The organism is uncultured Treponema sp. (genome assembly GCF_945873775.1).
GTDB lineage: Bacteria > Spirochaetota > Spirochaetia > Treponematales > Treponemataceae > Treponema_D.
This window is the reverse complement of record NZ_CAMCEC010000005.1, coordinates 78,863-95,280: the sequence shown is the minus strand read 5'-3', so window position 1 is coordinate 95,280 and position 16,418 is coordinate 78,863. Positions and strand designations below refer to the sequence as shown.

Sequence of the window (16,418 nt, the reverse complement as noted above, 5' to 3'; positions counted from 1 at the left end):
AAAAATCAGCCTAAGTCTTTGCGGTTTGTAATTACTTTGCAGATAAGTCCATACTGAACTGCTTCTTCTGAATTAAGCCAGTAGTCGCGGTCAGTGTCCTTTGAAACTTTTTCTAATGAAGTTCCTGTCTGCTCCGAAATTATCTCATTTATCTTTGTGCGTGTCTTTGCAAGCTCTGCGGCATGAATTTCAATGTCTGTCGCAACGCCTTTCATTCCGCTTGAAGGCTGGTGAATCAGGTAGCTTGAATGAGGAAGTCCAAGTCTGCGTTCTTTTGGCACAGAAAGAAGAATCAATGCCGCCGCGCTTGCAATAAGTCCTGTTCCGATTATATAAACAGGCGCATTTATAAAGCGTATCGTGTCAAAAATTGCGAATCCTGCGTAAACATCTCCGCCAGGACTGTCAACATAAATGTAAATAGGTTTATCGTTGTCTGCTTCAAGAATTAAAAGCTGCCTTATAATCTTTTCTGCAAGCTCTTCGCAGATTTCGCCGCTTAAAAGGATTTGTCTTGTCTTTAAAAACTTCTCTGCAAGAGGATCTGGAGCTGCGTTTTCAGCTTTTTTTTCCTCTTTTTCATCTTCCAAAACGATGCCATCAATTTTTTTGATCATTTTTACTCCAAAAAAGACTGCAATATAAGGAGCAGCCATGCTAAAAATATACTATAAATCTGCTGTATTTTCAATAATCTTTGCTGATTTCCAAAATTCCATCATTTTTTTATCATTTTCGGCTTTCATTTCAAGATTTTCCTTTTTCATGCTTTTTTCAACGAACTTGAATCTTGTGCTGAACTTGTTTATGGCTCTTTCAAGCGCAACTGATGGATCTATGTTAAGTTTGCGGCTTAAATTTACACATGATAAAAGCAAGTCTCCAACTTCTTCTTCCGTGTTTTCTGGCGAAGATTCTCTTACTTCAGTTAATTCTTCCTTTACTTTATCATAAGCTTGTTCTGTTGCGCGCCAGTCAAAGCCTTCTTTTGCAGCTTTCTTTAGAATTTTAAATGCTTTTAAAAGCGGCGGAAATCCTTTTGGAACAGAATCAATTGCGCTATCCTGTTTTCTGCCTTCTACATTGTCTTTTATTTTGTCCCACTGCGCTTTTACATCTGATGCGCTTTGAATTTTTGTTGAACGATTGGTTTCGCTTGCATTTTCAAAAATATGAGGATGCCTTCGGATAAGTTTTTCGCAAACTTCATTTAAAACTTGATCGATTGTAAATTCGTTTTCTTCTTCAAAGCATTTTGCAATGAAAATAAGATTGAAAAACACATCGCCAAGTTCTTCACGTACGTGGCTTGGGCTTTTTTCTGTTATCGCATCAACGGTTTCAAAGGTTTCTTCTATTAACGTGCTTCTTAATGTCTGCGGCGTCTGAATTTTATCCCAAGGGCATTCTTTGCGCAGAATATTTGCAAGTTCAAAAAGCCTGTTGAATGAAGCCGCAGACAATGAAATGTTTTCTATTTTCTTTGTAAGTTCTGATTTTTCCATAAAATAATTTTTTTTACTTTGTTTCTGGAATAACTTTTTTCTTTCCCCATTCAGGAATGAGTTTTTCTGGCTGTGATGAAGTCAAAATTTTTGAAAAAAGAATATTTGCCTGTGAAAAAACTTGTGAAAGCATTATTTTTTCATCTTCTGAAAATGATCCTAGCACAAAATCAGCGACACTTCCGTGAACCGGTTTTCCAACTCCGAATCTTAGCCTCCAAAAATCCGCAGTTCCAAGATGTTCTTTTATTGAGCGAAGTCCGTTATGTCCTCCGAGTCCTCCAGACCACTTTAAGCTGAGTGTTCCAAGCGGAAGTTCAATTTCATCATGCAAAATAAGGATATTTTCCGGTTTTATTTTAAAGAAACGGGCAGCTTCTCCAACTGCTTCTCCGCTTAAATTCATATAGGTCAAAGGCTTCATAAAGTAAATTTTATCTGGGGCATTTGAAGCTATGGGCAAAGTTCCGTCTTGTCTTGGTTTTATAAGTGAAAAATCTTTTAGCCAATTTAAAAAGTCTGCATAGTCAACACAAGAAAACTCTGATTTATGCTTTGACTGCCAAGAAATTTTTGATGCAAACGGAAGATGTTCTTCAAAAATCCATGGAACATTATGTCTTGTGCCTGAATATTCCTTTCCATAGTTTCCTAAAAATGCAATTAGCTGAATCATGCGTGCATTATAGGCTATAAAACTTTTGAATTCAATAATCTGAAAACTTTTGAAGGCAAAATGAGCTTTTTATTTATTAGGTACAATTTCGAGTTTTGTAAGTTTACTGTCATTGCCATGCTTGACACTGCAATCTTGCTTAAAAAATTGCAAGAGATTATCGGGTCAAGCCCGACAATGACTAGGAATTTCAAGAAATTCTAAAACTTGACATTTAACCTATTAAAATGAGATTGCTAAAAAGCATTTACAGGTGAAAGACCTTCTTTTCTTACTGTGCCAGGAGAAATTCCAAATCTTGCACGGTAGGAATTTATAAAATACGCCGGATTTGAAAATCCGCATTCCTTTGCAATATCTTGAATTTTCATTCCTGTAAGTGAAAGAAGCTTATGGCCTTCTTCTAGCCTAAAAAGACTAAGATATGCAGAAATTCCTATTCCCATTTCCTTGTGAAAAATACGTGTAAGATAGTCTGGATCAACTCCAACTTGGTCTGCAAGCGTATTTCTGTTGATTTTTTTAGAAAGATTTTTGTTCATATAAAGAATTGCGTACTTTACAATAGAACCTGTTCTTGAAGGAAGAACTGGCTGTTTTTTTGACATAAGGTTTTTCAATCGTTCTACAAATTGGCTGCATTGCGAAACAGATTGGTTGCATATAATTACATTTGAAAAATCAGAGATTGAATTTAGATTGTTGAGTTCTTTAAAGTTTTCTGCTGTAATTAGAACTGGAACAAAGATTAGTTTTTCATTTTTCCGCACTTCAAGAATGTCCGCGTCTTGTATGCTGTCAAAAACAATCAAATCTGGAACAAATCTTGTGGCCAAAGTAGAAAGAAAACTAACAGATGAAATTACTTCTGTTTCATTTTCTTTTGCAAGAATCTTTAAAAGAGGAGTCTGGTTTCCTATAAAAATTATTTTCCGTGGCTTCCATTGAATCATAGAAACTCCACACAGCCAAATTTTGTATCATTGAAGTGTAAAAACTGTTCTATAATTTCTTTTGCTTCTTTATTTATTTCTGAAATTCTTTTTGCGCCGTTTTTTGTTTTGACGAGCGGATTTATGTAGCGTCTTTTTACTTGCAAATCAACACTGTAAAAGCCTTTTATTTCATTTTCAGAACGGAAAATCTTTTTCATTCCACGGAATGTCCTGAAATATTTTGAAAATTTCCAAGAAGGATTTGCTTTTGCTGATTTTGTAAATATTTCTATAAGTTCTTTTTCAGAAAATGCAAAAAGTTCACTTGGTTTTATGATTTTGCTTTCTTCCGCAAGTGTCAGTATGTCCGCCATAAGCTGCATTGCAATTTTATCTTCATTCCGCTGAAGAATCATGCTTGTTTGAATGAATTTTTTTGTATAAATCAGGCATTCATCTTCTTCTAAAAAGCCCAATTCTGGAATTCCTTTTTCATTTTTCAAGATATTTATGTGATTGTAGCTACTTTCTATTTCGTTTAAAGCCCAAATCGAATCCAACGCCGCTCCGCTTGGATACATATATTCCAAACGGTCTGCGCTTAAACCCGGAATTTCATTGTCGGCAACAGGATAGATATGATAGTCGTTTACTTCTGCAACATTTATTCCGTCATGCTTTAGAAATTCAAGAAGTTCTGAATCATTTTCTATTAACTGTGCATTTAAATTTTCTGTGCTGCTTTGTGTAAGAGCGTCTCCGTTCTTAAAATCAGAAACGTGGCTGAATGCAGGTGTTGAAACATCATGAAGGAGAGCTGCGATTGTCTGTTTTTTGTCCTTTGTAAAGTTCCAGACAATTAAAGCAGTTCCTATTGAATGGTCAAGCCGAGAATAAAAGAAACTGTTGTGAAAAAGAGGCGTCCAGTCAGTTCCGCATAAAAGTCCAACGCCTTCAAGACGCTTTAAAATAGGCAATGAAATATATTTACTTAGAAAATCTGGCGTTTTTTTGCATAGAATTCTGTGGTATTTAACTGCAAAATCTTCTTTCATAAATATATTCCAAGTAGTTTCAGCAGCTTAAACAAAATAAACTGCTGAATGTGCTTTTATTTTGCAAGGCATTTATCAAGTTCTGCACAAATCTTTTCCTTGTCCAGATTCTGACCTATTATACAGAGCTTAATCATTCTGTCGCCCACATCTTTATCCCATTCATCCTTTATCTTTGGATTTTCTTCAAGGATTTTCTTCTGTTCGGCAGGTGAACAGGCTGCAACCCACTGTCCAGAATAGCCTGCTTGAATCTGTCTGCCTGAAGTTTCGAATACCCAAGCCATCTCTGGCTCATCTGCGAACCACATAAGACCTTTACAGCGGATTATATTGCGAGGCCAAGTGTTTGCATATTCGTCTAAAAGCTGGCGGTCAAACGGTTTTCTTCTATAATAGATGAAAGTTCCTATTCCGTACTCGTCTTCGCTTTCTCCTTCGTGGCGGTGCTCATGATGATGGTGATGTTCGTGTCCTTCATGGTCGTGCTCATCATGTTCGTGGTGATGATGTTCTTCGTGTTCACCGTGCTCTTCTTCATGGTGGTGGTGTTCTTCATGATGTTCATCCTCAACTTCGTCTTCTTCAAGATGCTTGCACCAGCCTGCGCTTGCATAAACGCTGTCAAATTCAAAGGAATTTGTTCCCATGATTTCTTTTACGTCTACATCGCCATGGCTTGTTTCAATTATCTTTACGCCCGGATGAAGAACTTCGATAACTTTGCGTACTTTCTTAAATTCTTCATCAGAAACCAAGTCCTTTTTGTTTATTACAAGTGTGGAACAGAACTCAATCTGCTGAACAAGAAGGCTTTCTACGTCTTCTTCCTCAATAGAATCCTTTTTCAAGAGTTTGTCGCCGCCTGCAAATTCATCTACAAGACGTGCTGCGTCAACAACGCCTACAACATTGTCAACTTTGCCGTTCTTTATAGTTTCAAGCTCCTGAACAATAGGCATTGGCTCGCATACACCGCTTGCTTCAATCATAATATAATCGAATTTTCCGCTCTTTATGAGATTCTCTATATTCTGTGCGAGCTGAGTTTTGAGTGTGCAGCAGATACATCCGTTTGTTAAAGGAACAATGCTTGATGTGTCTGTAATTTTTGCCCCGTCGGCAATAAGTTTTTCGTCAAAATTCACTTCGCCGATGTCATTTACAATAACTGCGACTTTATATCCTTCCTGATTTGAAAGAACTTTGTTTAGAAGAGTTGTTTTTCCTGCTCCAAGATAACCGCATAGGAGTGTTATAGGTGTTAATTTCTTCATAAATGCCTCTATAAATATGTTTTGGGTATCTCTAAAACTCACTTTATAGTTCATTACAGTTTATTTTTAGAGATGCCTGCGAGTTTTAATTTGTTATAATAGCACGAATTAAAACATCGCATTTTCAGAGTTGTTTCTAAAAACTGAAACTTTTAGAAACTCCCTTTGTGTAAAAGATAATACTAAATTTTAGATAAAAAGACAAATTTAAATGAAAATAACTGACTTTTTAAGTTTTGAACACTTTTATTTTTTCTGATATGGATTTATAATATAAAAATCAAGAGTATTTTATAGGTGAAAATATGAAAAAAGGAAAACTTTCAGTTTCAATTGGAGTTCAGACATCGCTTATTATAATGTTTTTAGTTGCCATTCAGCTTATTATTATTGTAAATTTAACAAGAAAAGATTTGCTGGAAGACGCTTATTCCGACTATTCAGAGCTTGCAAGGTCTTATTCTTCTGAAATATCTTCTGTTCTTGAAAAATCTAAGGTCGGAATGGATGTATATGTCAATGCCGATGTTTGCAAAACTGGAAATCCTGCTGAAATAGTTTCTTGGCTGCAAAGCCATTCATATTTAAGAAGATCTTGGTTTGATTATGTAGCCTTTGTTGACCAAGACGGAAACTTTAAATCTGACATGGGAACTCATACAGTTGTAACAGATCGTGATTATTTTAAGGCGATAATGCAGAATGGAGCTGATTCATTTGTAGACAATCCTAGTCCTTCTAAAGTTTCTGGAAAATTAGTTATCCACATCAACCGTGCGGTTAAACTCAACGGGAAGACAATTGGATTTTTCTCTGGAGTAACAACTTCGGAACGGATAAGCCGTTTTGTAGAAAATACAGAACTTGGAAATACTGGAGTTTCTGCCCTTATTTCTGGAACTGGACTTATGATAGCTTCTTCTGGAGATTCAAAAGAGGTTGATAAGCTTTTTGCAACAGAAGATGCAAAGAAAATTCTTTCTAGTTCAAGTGTAAATGGAAACGGCATTATAAATACTGCTAATGGAAAATATTACCTTTTTTATTCCATTGTTGAAGGAACTGACTGGCGTAACTGCATAGTTATTTCCGAGGCGGAAGTTCTTAGTATTTTTAGGAAAATTGTTTCTATTATAGTTGTTTCAAACTTTATCATAGGAATTGCTGTAATTTCTGGAGTGGCTATTAATTTAATCCGCAAGACGCAGCCTCTTATTGTTCTTGAGCAGTCTATAAATAAAATTGCTTCAGGAAATGCTGATTTGACCAAGCGAATTGAACTTAAGAAAATGAGCAATGACGAAATAGGCGGAATTATAATCAGCTTTAATACCTTTATGGAAAAACTGCAAAACATAATTCTTGTTATAAAACAGCTGAAGGACGAGCTTCTAAAAGTAGATTCTGATTTGGATGCTGGAACACAAGATACTGCTACTTCTATAAGCCAGATAATTTCCAATATTAAGAATGTTGAAACTGGCATAAACAGCAACTCCGAAAGCGTAGATCAGACAACAAATGTTCTTGATAAAATTTCTATTGGAATTGACAATCTTAATAATATGATTGAAAGCCAGTCTGCCTGTGTTACAGAAGCTTCCGCGGCTGTTGAGCAGATGATTGGCAACATAAATTCTGTAAATTCTTCTGTTGGAAAAATGGCCTCTTCATTTGAAAGCCTTGAGCAGAAGTCTTCTGAAGGCGTGCAGAAGCAGGATGATGTGAATTCAAGGATTCTTGTCATTGCAAGCGAATCCCAGTCTTTGCAGGAAGCAAATGCCGTTATTTCAAGTATTGCGGAACAGACAAATCTTCTTGCCATGAATGCAGCAATTGAAGCCGCCCACGCAGGTGAGGCTGGAAAAGGCTTTAGCGTTGTTGCAGACGAAATCCGCAAGCTTTCTGAAACTTCATCTGAACAGTCAAAGACAATTGGAGACCAGCTGCAGAAAATAACTGATGGAATTGAAGAGATTGTTTCCGCCTCAAAGATTGCATCTGAAACTTTTTCTGCTGTTTCAAATGAAATGATAGAGACAAATAATCTTGTGTCGCAGATAAAAAATGCTATGCAGGAACAAGGAGAAGGTTCTCGCCAGATTTCTCTTGCTCTTACACAGATGAATGATAGTACCGTGCAGGTAAGAGAATCGTCCAAACAGATGTCAGAGGGCGGCAAGGCTATTCTAAATGAAATAAAAACTTTGCAAGATTCGACATTGAGCATGAAACAAGGAATGAGTGAAATGTCTGCCGGCGCAAGAAAAATAAATGAAACAGGAAATGCCTTGTCTGGAATTTCTAATCTTATGGCTCAGTCTATAAAGAAACTTGGGGACGAGGTCGATTTGTTCAAAGTATAGAGAAATATAGAAAGTTTATTGCTGAATAACTTACAAAAGCTGGAAAATGACATTGTTTGTTTTTCGGCTTTTTTAGTTTATTAGAAAAAATACTTGTATCTGTATAAAAAACATCTAGTTTATGACTAAATATATGTGTTTTGGCTTTAAAAACAGATGTTTTTTGTGGAAATTCATGTGTTTTTAGAGAAAAGATATATAATTTTACACTAAAAACAAGTACTTTTCTTTAAAAAACGGATGAATTTGAGCTAGGAACAAGTGTTTTTAATAAAGGTCGAAGTGTTTTTGCTTTAAAAATAGTTAATTTTTCTGAAAATCCAGATAATTATTCTTTAGTTTGGTCTGCAATTGGCTTTTTTATTGCAGATTTTTTTATTTTGCAATTTTTAACTGCTTTTTTAAATAAATTTTGATTTTTCCTTGAAAATTCCTAAAAGTTTTTTTACCTTTTTATTATCGGTTTCTAGGTTGAAATCGAAAAAAGGAGAGAAAATGGAAATTGACAGAACTTCTGTTGATTTTAATCATTTGAAGTTTGCGTTGCAAACTATTTATCAACTTATGCTTCGTAAAATATTTTTCGGAGCGGCTTAAAAAATTAATTCTAAAGAGAGGTCTTTGTCTTAATTTTTTAAAGGAGAAGAACAATGGGCAATACGTTTGCACAGAAAATGAGCGACGCACGGCTGATGTCGGCTGGCATTAAGGCTCACAAAGAGGAGCTTGCAAGTGTAAGCTTAGGAGAAGAGAATGCTTTGGAACTTGATAGCATTGTTGCAAATCTTCAAAATCTTGACAGCAAGCAGGAAAAACTTAAGTCTGATCTAAAAACTTGTACTTTGGACATTGCAGAAGAAACTAGAAGATTGGATTTGCGTATCAGGGATGCAAGAAAGCGTGTAAAGCTGACTATTCCACAGACGGGATGGCAGGAATTTGGAATAGCTGGCAAGAAATAGCGGTTATTTAAAACTAAGCAGCAGACTGTCTAATTAGAACAATCTTTTAGGCAGTCTGCTTTGTTTTATAGTGCATTTATTTTTTTAGTAAAAAAAAACACTTTATTGAAAAAAAATTCTACGAAAATCTACTTTTTGTCTAAAAATAAGAAATTATGTGCTATATTATTAGTCTATGAATTTTAGTGAAGAAAAGATTTCAGAAGTCATTGCGGCTAATATAAAGAATATAGATTCACTTTTTGTTTTTCCTACTGATGTTGTTCAGACAAGCTGGATAAATTGGACTGTAAAAAATTCGGATGAATCTGGTGTGCGGGCTTTTAATCTTGATCAGTTTACGGCATGGGATAAATTCAAGTCTGATTATTTAAAGGCTGCTGACGAAAATCTTATTTGTATTCCTCCAGTTGTGCGAAAAGTTTTTGTTCAAAAAATCCTTTCAGAAAATAATGAGAAGCATTTCTTTAAAAGAATTGTTTCTTCTGCGCCAGAGTTCAAGGATAATGTTTTTAGCTTTACAGATTGGATTGCAAAGATTCTTCCTTCATTAAAACTTTGGAATGAGCAGTTTGAAAAGTATTGCGCCGCAGGAAAAATTCCTGATGATGAAGATAATGACTACAAAAAACTTTTTGAGCTTTACAAAGAATTTTTGACGCAGAACAGTTTTTATGAGCCTTCTTATTTAGATTCAAATTTCAAGAAGAATGAAAAGCGAATTTTTATTTTTTATCCAGAGATTCTTGAAGACTTTGCGGAATTTCAGAATATTCTTTGTGCGGAAGAAAATGTAACATTGGTTTGTATTCCCAAGAATGCGCAGAGCGGCAAGTGTGTTTTTTATAATGATGCGCGAAAGGAAATTAGAATGCTTGCTCTTAGGCTTAGGCAGTTGCATCTTGAAAAAATTGACTTGCGTACAGTGGCCGTCAATGTTCCTGACTTGGAAAATATCAGACCTTATTTGGAAAGAGAACTGTCAATTTATTCTGTTCCGTTCACTGTGCGTGCTGGAGTTCCATATACAAAGAATTGCGGCGGAGATATTTTTCAAAAAATAAAAGACTGCGCTTCTTCTAACTTTTCTTATGACAGTGTACGTTCGTTTTTGCTTGATGGATATATTCCGTGGAAAGATTTTGATTTAAATGAGCGTCTTGTAAGAGCAGGAAATGAAAAAAGATGTGTATGCAGCTATGAAGAAGGTGAATCTATCAAAGATATATGGCTTTCTTCACTTGATGATGGAAGCGCAGAGAGAGAATTTTATTTAAAAATCAAAGACGCTGTTTTGCAATTTGAAAATGCATCTAGTTTTCAAAAACTGAAATTTGCATGGGACAATTTTAAAAGTAAATTTGTTGATGAAAAAAAATTTAATGAAGAGCGTTACAAGACAACTGATAAAATCCTAGGACGAATAATTACTGATTTAAATAATCTTGTGTCTATTGAGCATGATTATCTTTCAAAAATAAATTATAAATTAAATTCTGCCTTTGATTTTTTTATAAATGAAATTAACCAGAAGACTTATACGCCTAATGAAAAGAAATATGGAGTTAATGTTTTTCCTTATAGGCTTTCTGTTTGCGCGGATTTTGAATATCAGTTTGTAATAAATGCAACCCAAAGAGATATTTCAGTTCCTTTTAAAAAACTTGGGTTTATAAATGATGTTGAAAAACGTGCGTTGCTTGATTTAAATGAAAAAGACGCTTCTGTTGATTTTATAAAACTCTATTGCAGTCAACAGAGAACGTTAAAAAATAAGCAGGTGTTTTTTTCTGCATCGAAAAAATCATTTTCTGGTTCTGCAATTATGCATACTGCGCTTGAATCTTATGAGCAAGCAGGTGAAAAAACTCTTGAGCAATTTGATTTTATTAATAATGAAAAAAAAGATTTTAAAGACGGAGTTGTTTCGGAGCGTGTTTTTTCAGAAATGCAGCAGAAATCTTTTTATAATTGGAAAAATGTTTTTGCTTTCGGCAATTCTTCTTGTATATCTGATTCTTTAAAAAATAAAATCAATGCAGAGCTAAGAGATAAAGGAAAAAATTCAAATCCTGAAAAAGTAAAAATTTCTCAGACAGAATTAAAGAGTTTTTTTCCTTGTCCAAGAAAATTTATTTTTACAAAAGTTTTAAGTTTAAAAGAAGATTCTTTAGATGTAGACCTTATAAAAAACTATGAGGCTGGCGTTCTTATTCATAAAACAATTGAGCTTGTATGTAAAAACTTTCAAGATAAAGATGGAATTTATAAAGGAAAGATTCCAGTATTCAGTGAAGAAACTTCTGGGCAGATAGAGCAACTGATTTATTCTTCCTTTGATGAAGCTAAACTTCGTTCAGGATTTTCAAGAAGTCCGCTTGCTCTTAGAATTATTGAAAGCCAGAAAGAACTTATTTGTAAAAATGTATTTTTGTTTTTCAGACAGTTTTGTGCGTTGCCAGATTGTTCTGATAAAAAAGGATGCAAGAACTTCGGCGGATATTTTATTGAAGGGGTTGAAATTGAAAAAGAAGTTCCATGCAGTTCAGGACAATTCGACTTCTTTGGAAAGATTGACTGCGTGCTTTTAAATCCTGATGAGCCTGACGAACTGTTTATCATTGACTATAAGACTGGTTCTGCGCCTTCTATAAAAGACTGTATTTTTAATGCTGATTCAATTCCGTCTTTAGGAGACTTTCAAATGGCTTCATACGTAAAGCTTTTGGAAAGCAATGAAATGAAAGTTTGTTCTGCTATGTTTTATAAGATAAAAAAGGATTCCGCAGATAACTTTGATGTTGTGCAGATTATTTCAAAAGTGCCGAATGCAAGAAGCCATAACACAGACAGAGATGGGTTTGAAAAAACTTTGACTGAGTTTGAAATTTTTGCAGAGTACTTTTATGAAAAATCTGCTGAATTTGATTTTGAGCCTAAGAATTTTCAAGCGGACAAAGAGCATGGTGTAAATGTTTACAAAGACTGCATGAAGTGCGGACTTAATTCAATTTGCAGAACATCATTTAATATTGCAAAAAAGGAAATTTTATGAGCATTGATTATGATTTTTTAAATGAGCCTTTAACTGAAAATCCTGCTAATTCAAAATCGCCTGATATTTTTCAGATTAAAGCAATAACAAAAAAAGATAATGCAGTTGTTTCCGCTGGAGCTGGTTCTGGAAAAACAGATGTTCTTGCTTTTCGATATGCTTTTTTACTTATGACCGATGAAAACATACGTGTAAAAAATATTCTTGCTCTTACTTTTACAAAAGAAGCAGCTTCTGAAATTTATGATCGAATATATAAGAAACTTAATGCGTTTGTAAAATTTCTTGATAAGGAAAAATATCCAAAGCAGGTAGAACTTGCAAAAAGAGCATTAGATGAATTTGCAGATGCCAAGATTCAAACTCTTGATGCTTACAGTGGTTCTCTTGTAAGAATTGCTGCTAGCCGCTACGGAATTCGCCCTGATTTTACAACGGGTTCTTCATCTTGTGATCGTGCTGTTGAAGATGCTGCCCTTCCATTTGTTTTAAAGCATAGAACTGAAGAATGCTTTAATATTTATTCTATGCCTGGAAAAATAGAAGATTTTGCAGCGAATTATTTTGCTGCTCCAGTTTTGGAATGTACTTCTGTTGCTACAAGAAAAAACTTTTTTTCGGATAATTTTCAGATACAAAAGCAACAGATACTTGAATCCTGGAATTCTTTTTTTGATGAAAATGAAAATTCTATAAAATCGAAGTTTGAAAATTTAAAATTACTTTTAAATGAAGCTGATGAAAAAAATGCTTTTGTAAATGAATTAAAAGAATTAGTTGAAAAAAATGATTTTACAGAAAACAGAAATAATTTTTCATTTAATTTTTTAGATGAAGAAAATGCAAATTCTTTTTCTGTAACTGCGCAGGAGTTCTGTTCAAGTATAAATTCTATTTGCTCAATAAGCATGAATAAAGGCGGAAGCAAAGAACCTGTAAAAGAAATCAAGGAAATTATAAAGATAATAAGAGAAACGATTCCTATTGTTGTTTCTGTCGTGAATTTTATAAAAAACTTTTCTGCGCAAAAAAGAATGTTTGAACTTCTTGATGAATTCCTTGAAGAAGTAAATAATACCAAACGCATTTCTGGGAATCTTTCTTTTAAAGATGTTGGTGACTTGGCTTTGAGGATTCTTGTTGAGCAGCCAGACATCAGAAAGCAGCAAAAAAATCTTATAAAGAAAATAATGATAGATGAGTTTCAAGATAACAACAAAAAAAACAAGGAGCTTTTGTTTCTTATTTCTGAAAATAATGGCAAAGAACTTTTAATTGAAGACAAAACTGAAACAGAATTTTTTGCTGAGCTTGAAAAAAATGTTTCTGCGGAAAAATTATTTTTTGTTGGAGATGAAAAACAGTCGATTTACAAATTCCGCGGGGCAGATGTAAGCGTATTCAATGAGTTAAAAAAATCTTTAAAGGATAACTCTGGTTCAGAAGAAAATGTTAACTTGAATATGACAAACAATTACCGCTCTTCTGTTCCTTTGCTTTATTCTTTTAATCTGATGTTTGGAAACTGCGATGACAAACGGCCATTGAATGAAACTGAAATTCCTTCTTTGTTTTATTCAGAAGAAAATGGAATTGCAGATATAAAAAGCTATGAAGCCGAATATAAACACAATGCTTTGAAAAAAAACGAAATCCCGGCTTCTGTTGATGCAAGTAATGTTCCTATTCACTTATGTCTTTTAAATACAGGAGAAAATGAAGACGGAAACAACTTTGCTGATTTTGTAAACTATGGAAAATGTCTTAGCGAAAAAGAAACAGAAGCATATTTTATAGCTAGAAAAATTTATGAGCTTTCAAAAAAAGATTCTAACTTTAACAACTATGCAATTCTGGACAATTCTCGTTCAGGAAGATTTTATTTGCAAAGGTATCTTTCTCTTTTTAACATTCCTTATACAGTTGACCGTCAGACAAATGTTTTTTCAGAAGGAATTGTAAATGACTTTTACAGTTTTTTAAGGTTTTGCGTTTATCCTTCAGATTCAAATGCGTTTGCAGCTTTTCTTTCTTCGCCATTTGCTGGAATAAGCATGCAAGGCGTTCAAAATATTTTATCAGCATCAGTAAAAAAGACAAAGAATTCTGAAATTATTTTTTCTGCATTTGAGGAAAATGATGAACTTTCTCTTTCTGATTCTGATCTGAAAAAATATTTGTCTGCAAAAAGTTTTTATGAAGAATTGCGGGAAGATATTCTTTCTCAAAGTCTTACAAAATCACTTGAATTTTTGTGGTATAAAACTGGATATTACTTTGAGACAATTTTAAATAGAAATCTTTCACTTTATTCAGAGCAGTTTGACTTGCTTTATGAAACTGCGCGTCAGGCTGAAAACGAAGGAAAAAGCATTTCTTGGTTTGTTGATCAACTTGGAATTGCAAAAAAGAAAGAAATTTCATCTTATATGAATGATGAGAGCGTTGAACTTGAGCTAAAAGAGATTTCTTATCCGCTTGAAAAACCTGACGCTGTAAAAATTATGACAATTCATCAGAGCAAAGGCTTGCAGTTTAAGCATGTCTTTGTTATTGGAATTTGGGGAAATCCTAAAGCGCAAACAACAGGAACTTTCTTTTTTGATGAAGACGGATTTGACGAAAAAAACGCAACTGGAGTTTCTTTATGCGCTTTGGGCGAAGGTGGAAATTACTTTTCTGTACGCCAAAAAGAAGACTCTGCTTTAAGAGAACTTGCTGAACAAAAACGTAAAATTTATGTTGCCATTACGCGGGCAGAAGAAGATGTGCATCTAGTCGGAAGTCTTTCAAGAAGCAAGGAATTAAAGAAGTTTGACGAGTCTGATAATGCTGAAAAAAAATATGATGGCTCACTTTCCTTGATGCACAAGCTTTGCCGCTTTTATTATCAGAAGGAACTTTATGCCGACAATGATTTTTCTTTTGAATCGTATTGCAATGTGCCTGTGTTTAATAAACATGGCGCGCCGTTTGATTTTATAAAAATAAATCCTGTTTCTACAAAAGTCCGCGCAGATGATAAAATAAGTTTAGATGAACTTAGGCAGAAAAAGATAGAATTGTTTTCTTCTTTTTATGACAAAACTCCATTTGAAAAAGACATTGATTTTCCTCAAGAATTTTTTGATAAAACTCAAACGCCAAGCGGTCTTGAAAAGTTGCCTCCAAAAACAACTGTAAAAATTGACGACGCATTTAAAATAAACGAAGAATACTCTTCTGTTGATTTTGTTTTAAAGCCAGCTTCTGATATTTTAGAAGAGAATGAAGAGGATTCTGCTTCTGCTGAATTTAATTATGCTGATTTTGGAAAACTTGCGCATTCTTATCTTGAATGCTTTGTTTCTACTGGAAATCTTTTAAATGCTGAAAATTTTATTGACAGAATTGTTGCAAAGAAACTTTCTGAAAATCAAAAAGCTAAGGAAATTCTTTTAAAGACTATTGTGTCTATGTGTGAAGCTTTTAAACAAAGTGATCTTGGAAAAAAAGTTGCAGATGCAAAAAGAAGCAACCGTCTTTGCAAAGCTGAAAACAAATTTAAATTTCTTATGGACGATACGATTTTTACAGGTTCAATGGATTTGATTTTTCAAGATTCAGACAAAAAATTTTTTATTGTTGATTACAAAACAGACCGTGTTGCAAAGCCAGAACTTTATATCGAACAGCTTTCTTGTTATCGCAAAGCCGCTTCTGAAATTTTCCAGGTCGATACAAAAGATATAAAAACTTTTCTTTATTATCTTCGTTACGACAAGGAAATTGATATTTCAGATTATACGGTATGATTTTTTAATATGAAATGATTGCTTCAAAGGAAACTGATTCCGGAGTTTTTCCAAGGAAAGTTATTTTGTTTTCCTCTTTAAAGCCAAAAATTTCTACTTTATCATTTAGCATTGCTTCCTTTGCGAAATTTATTTTGAAGTCTTTTGGCTTTCTTCCGCGGAATTCTTCTGGAATTGCATCTTCAACAAATGCAGCATATCTTGCATTGTTTGTGTGTCCGTTTGCATCCAAGTCTGAAAACTTTATTGTCCGTGTGTCCCACAGCTCGCTTTTTTCGGGCTGAAGAATTTTATCCGGCTTGTCGCAGTTAAGTTCAATGCAAAACTCAGGTGGAGTTCTTAGCGTGAATTTTTTTAGTGGAAGAATTCGGCGTTCATTTATATCGACTAAAAGCCATGATGATTTTCCAGAAACTAAGACATTTTTATTTTCATCAAGAATTCTATAGCCGCGCATAAACTGAAGAGCCTGCGGTTTTTCTTCCCAAGTTTCAACTTCTATAAATTGATTTTCTTTTGGCCACTGATGAATTCTATACGAACATCTTGAAACAAGAATTCCAAATCCGTTGTCTTTAAGAATTTCGCGCGACATTCCGCGTTGCCTGTAATCTTCAACTGCAATATCAGAAGTTATTTTTAAAAGCTCATGCAAGCTTAGGTCTTTGTTTGCATTGCATTGGCTGAAATAAATATTTGACTGAGCATGAAAAATTTTTTTATCTTCTTCAAAAAATGATTTGTATTCCATAAAAAAAAGTTTAATGAATTTTATGCAAAAATGGAATCACAA

The 16,418-nt window shown here is 34.1% G+C and carries 11 protein-coding genes; 4 read left to right on the top strand and 7 right to left on the bottom strand.

The window, feature by feature from the left end; genetic code table 11:
- Positions 1 to 5: 5 nt before the first annotated feature.
- From Q0N70_RS04130 to Q0N70_RS04105, 6 genes are all read right to left on the bottom strand, one after another.
- Positions 6 to 617: an ATP-dependent Clp protease proteolytic subunit gene (locus Q0N70_RS04130; RefSeq protein WP_294014137.1), complete on the bottom strand. Its 612-nt coding sequence runs from the start codon at positions 615 to 617 to the stop codon at positions 6 to 8.
- Positions 618 to 668: 51 nt separating this feature from the next.
- Complete coding sequence (mazG, locus tag Q0N70_RS04125; RefSeq protein WP_294014135.1) at positions 669 to 1,505, bottom strand: nucleoside triphosphate pyrophosphohydrolase; 837 nt, start codon at positions 1,503 to 1,505, stop codon at positions 669 to 671.
- A gap of 13 nt (positions 1,506 to 1,518) precedes the next feature.
- Complete coding sequence (pth, locus tag Q0N70_RS04120) at positions 1,519 to 2,181, bottom strand: aminoacyl-tRNA hydrolase (RefSeq protein ID WP_294014133.1); 663 nt, start codon at positions 2,179 to 2,181, stop codon at positions 1,519 to 1,521.
- Positions 2,182 to 2,417: 236 nt separating this feature from the next.
- Positions 2,418 to 3,134, bottom strand: a complete 717-nt coding sequence (locus Q0N70_RS04115; RefSeq protein WP_294014131.1) for a helix-turn-helix transcriptional regulator — start codon at positions 3,132 to 3,134, stop codon at positions 2,418 to 2,420.
- Entirely contained in the window at positions 3,131 to 4,171 is a 1,041-nt protein-coding gene (locus Q0N70_RS04110; protein WP_294014129.1) for a hypothetical protein, read from the bottom strand. The genes Q0N70_RS04115 and Q0N70_RS04110 overlap by 4 nt, the downstream gene beginning before the upstream one ends.
- Before the next feature lie 56 nt (positions 4,172 to 4,227).
- The gene (locus tag Q0N70_RS04105) at positions 4,228 to 5,448 is read right to left on the bottom strand and encodes a GTP-binding protein (RefSeq protein ID WP_273466566.1); all 1,221 of its coding nucleotides are present in this window, start codon (positions 5,446 to 5,448) and stop codon (positions 4,228 to 4,230) included.
- A 305-nt stretch (positions 5,449 to 5,753) separates the two neighbouring features.
- On the opposite strand from Q0N70_RS04105, the gene Q0N70_RS04100 reads away from it, so the two are divergent.
- From Q0N70_RS04100 to Q0N70_RS04085, 4 genes are all read left to right on the top strand, one after another.
- Entirely contained in the window at positions 5,754 to 7,814 is a 2,061-nt protein-coding gene (locus Q0N70_RS04100) for a methyl-accepting chemotaxis protein (protein WP_294014126.1), read from the top strand.
- Positions 7,815 to 8,464: 650 nt separating this feature from the next.
- Entirely contained in the window at positions 8,465 to 8,776 is a 312-nt protein-coding gene (locus Q0N70_RS04095) for a hypothetical protein (RefSeq protein WP_294014124.1), read from the top strand.
- A gap of 175 nt (positions 8,777 to 8,951) precedes the next feature.
- The gene (locus tag Q0N70_RS04090) at positions 8,952 to 11,831 is read left to right on the top strand and encodes a PD-(D/E)XK nuclease family protein (RefSeq protein ID WP_294014122.1); all 2,880 of its coding nucleotides are present in this window, start codon (positions 8,952 to 8,954) and stop codon (positions 11,829 to 11,831) included.
- Entirely contained in the window at positions 11,828 to 15,625 is a 3,798-nt protein-coding gene (locus tag Q0N70_RS04085) for an exodeoxyribonuclease V subunit beta (RefSeq protein WP_294014120.1), read from the top strand. The genes Q0N70_RS04090 and Q0N70_RS04085 overlap by 4 nt, the downstream gene beginning before the upstream one ends.
- Positions 15,626 to 15,629: 4 nt before the next feature.
- Here the strand turns inward: Q0N70_RS04085 and Q0N70_RS04080 are convergent, their stop codons facing one another.
- Entirely contained in the window at positions 15,630 to 16,376 is a 747-nt protein-coding gene (locus Q0N70_RS04080; RefSeq protein WP_294014118.1) for an acyl-ACP thioesterase domain-containing protein, read from the bottom strand.
- Positions 16,377 to 16,418 lie beyond the last annotated feature (42 nt).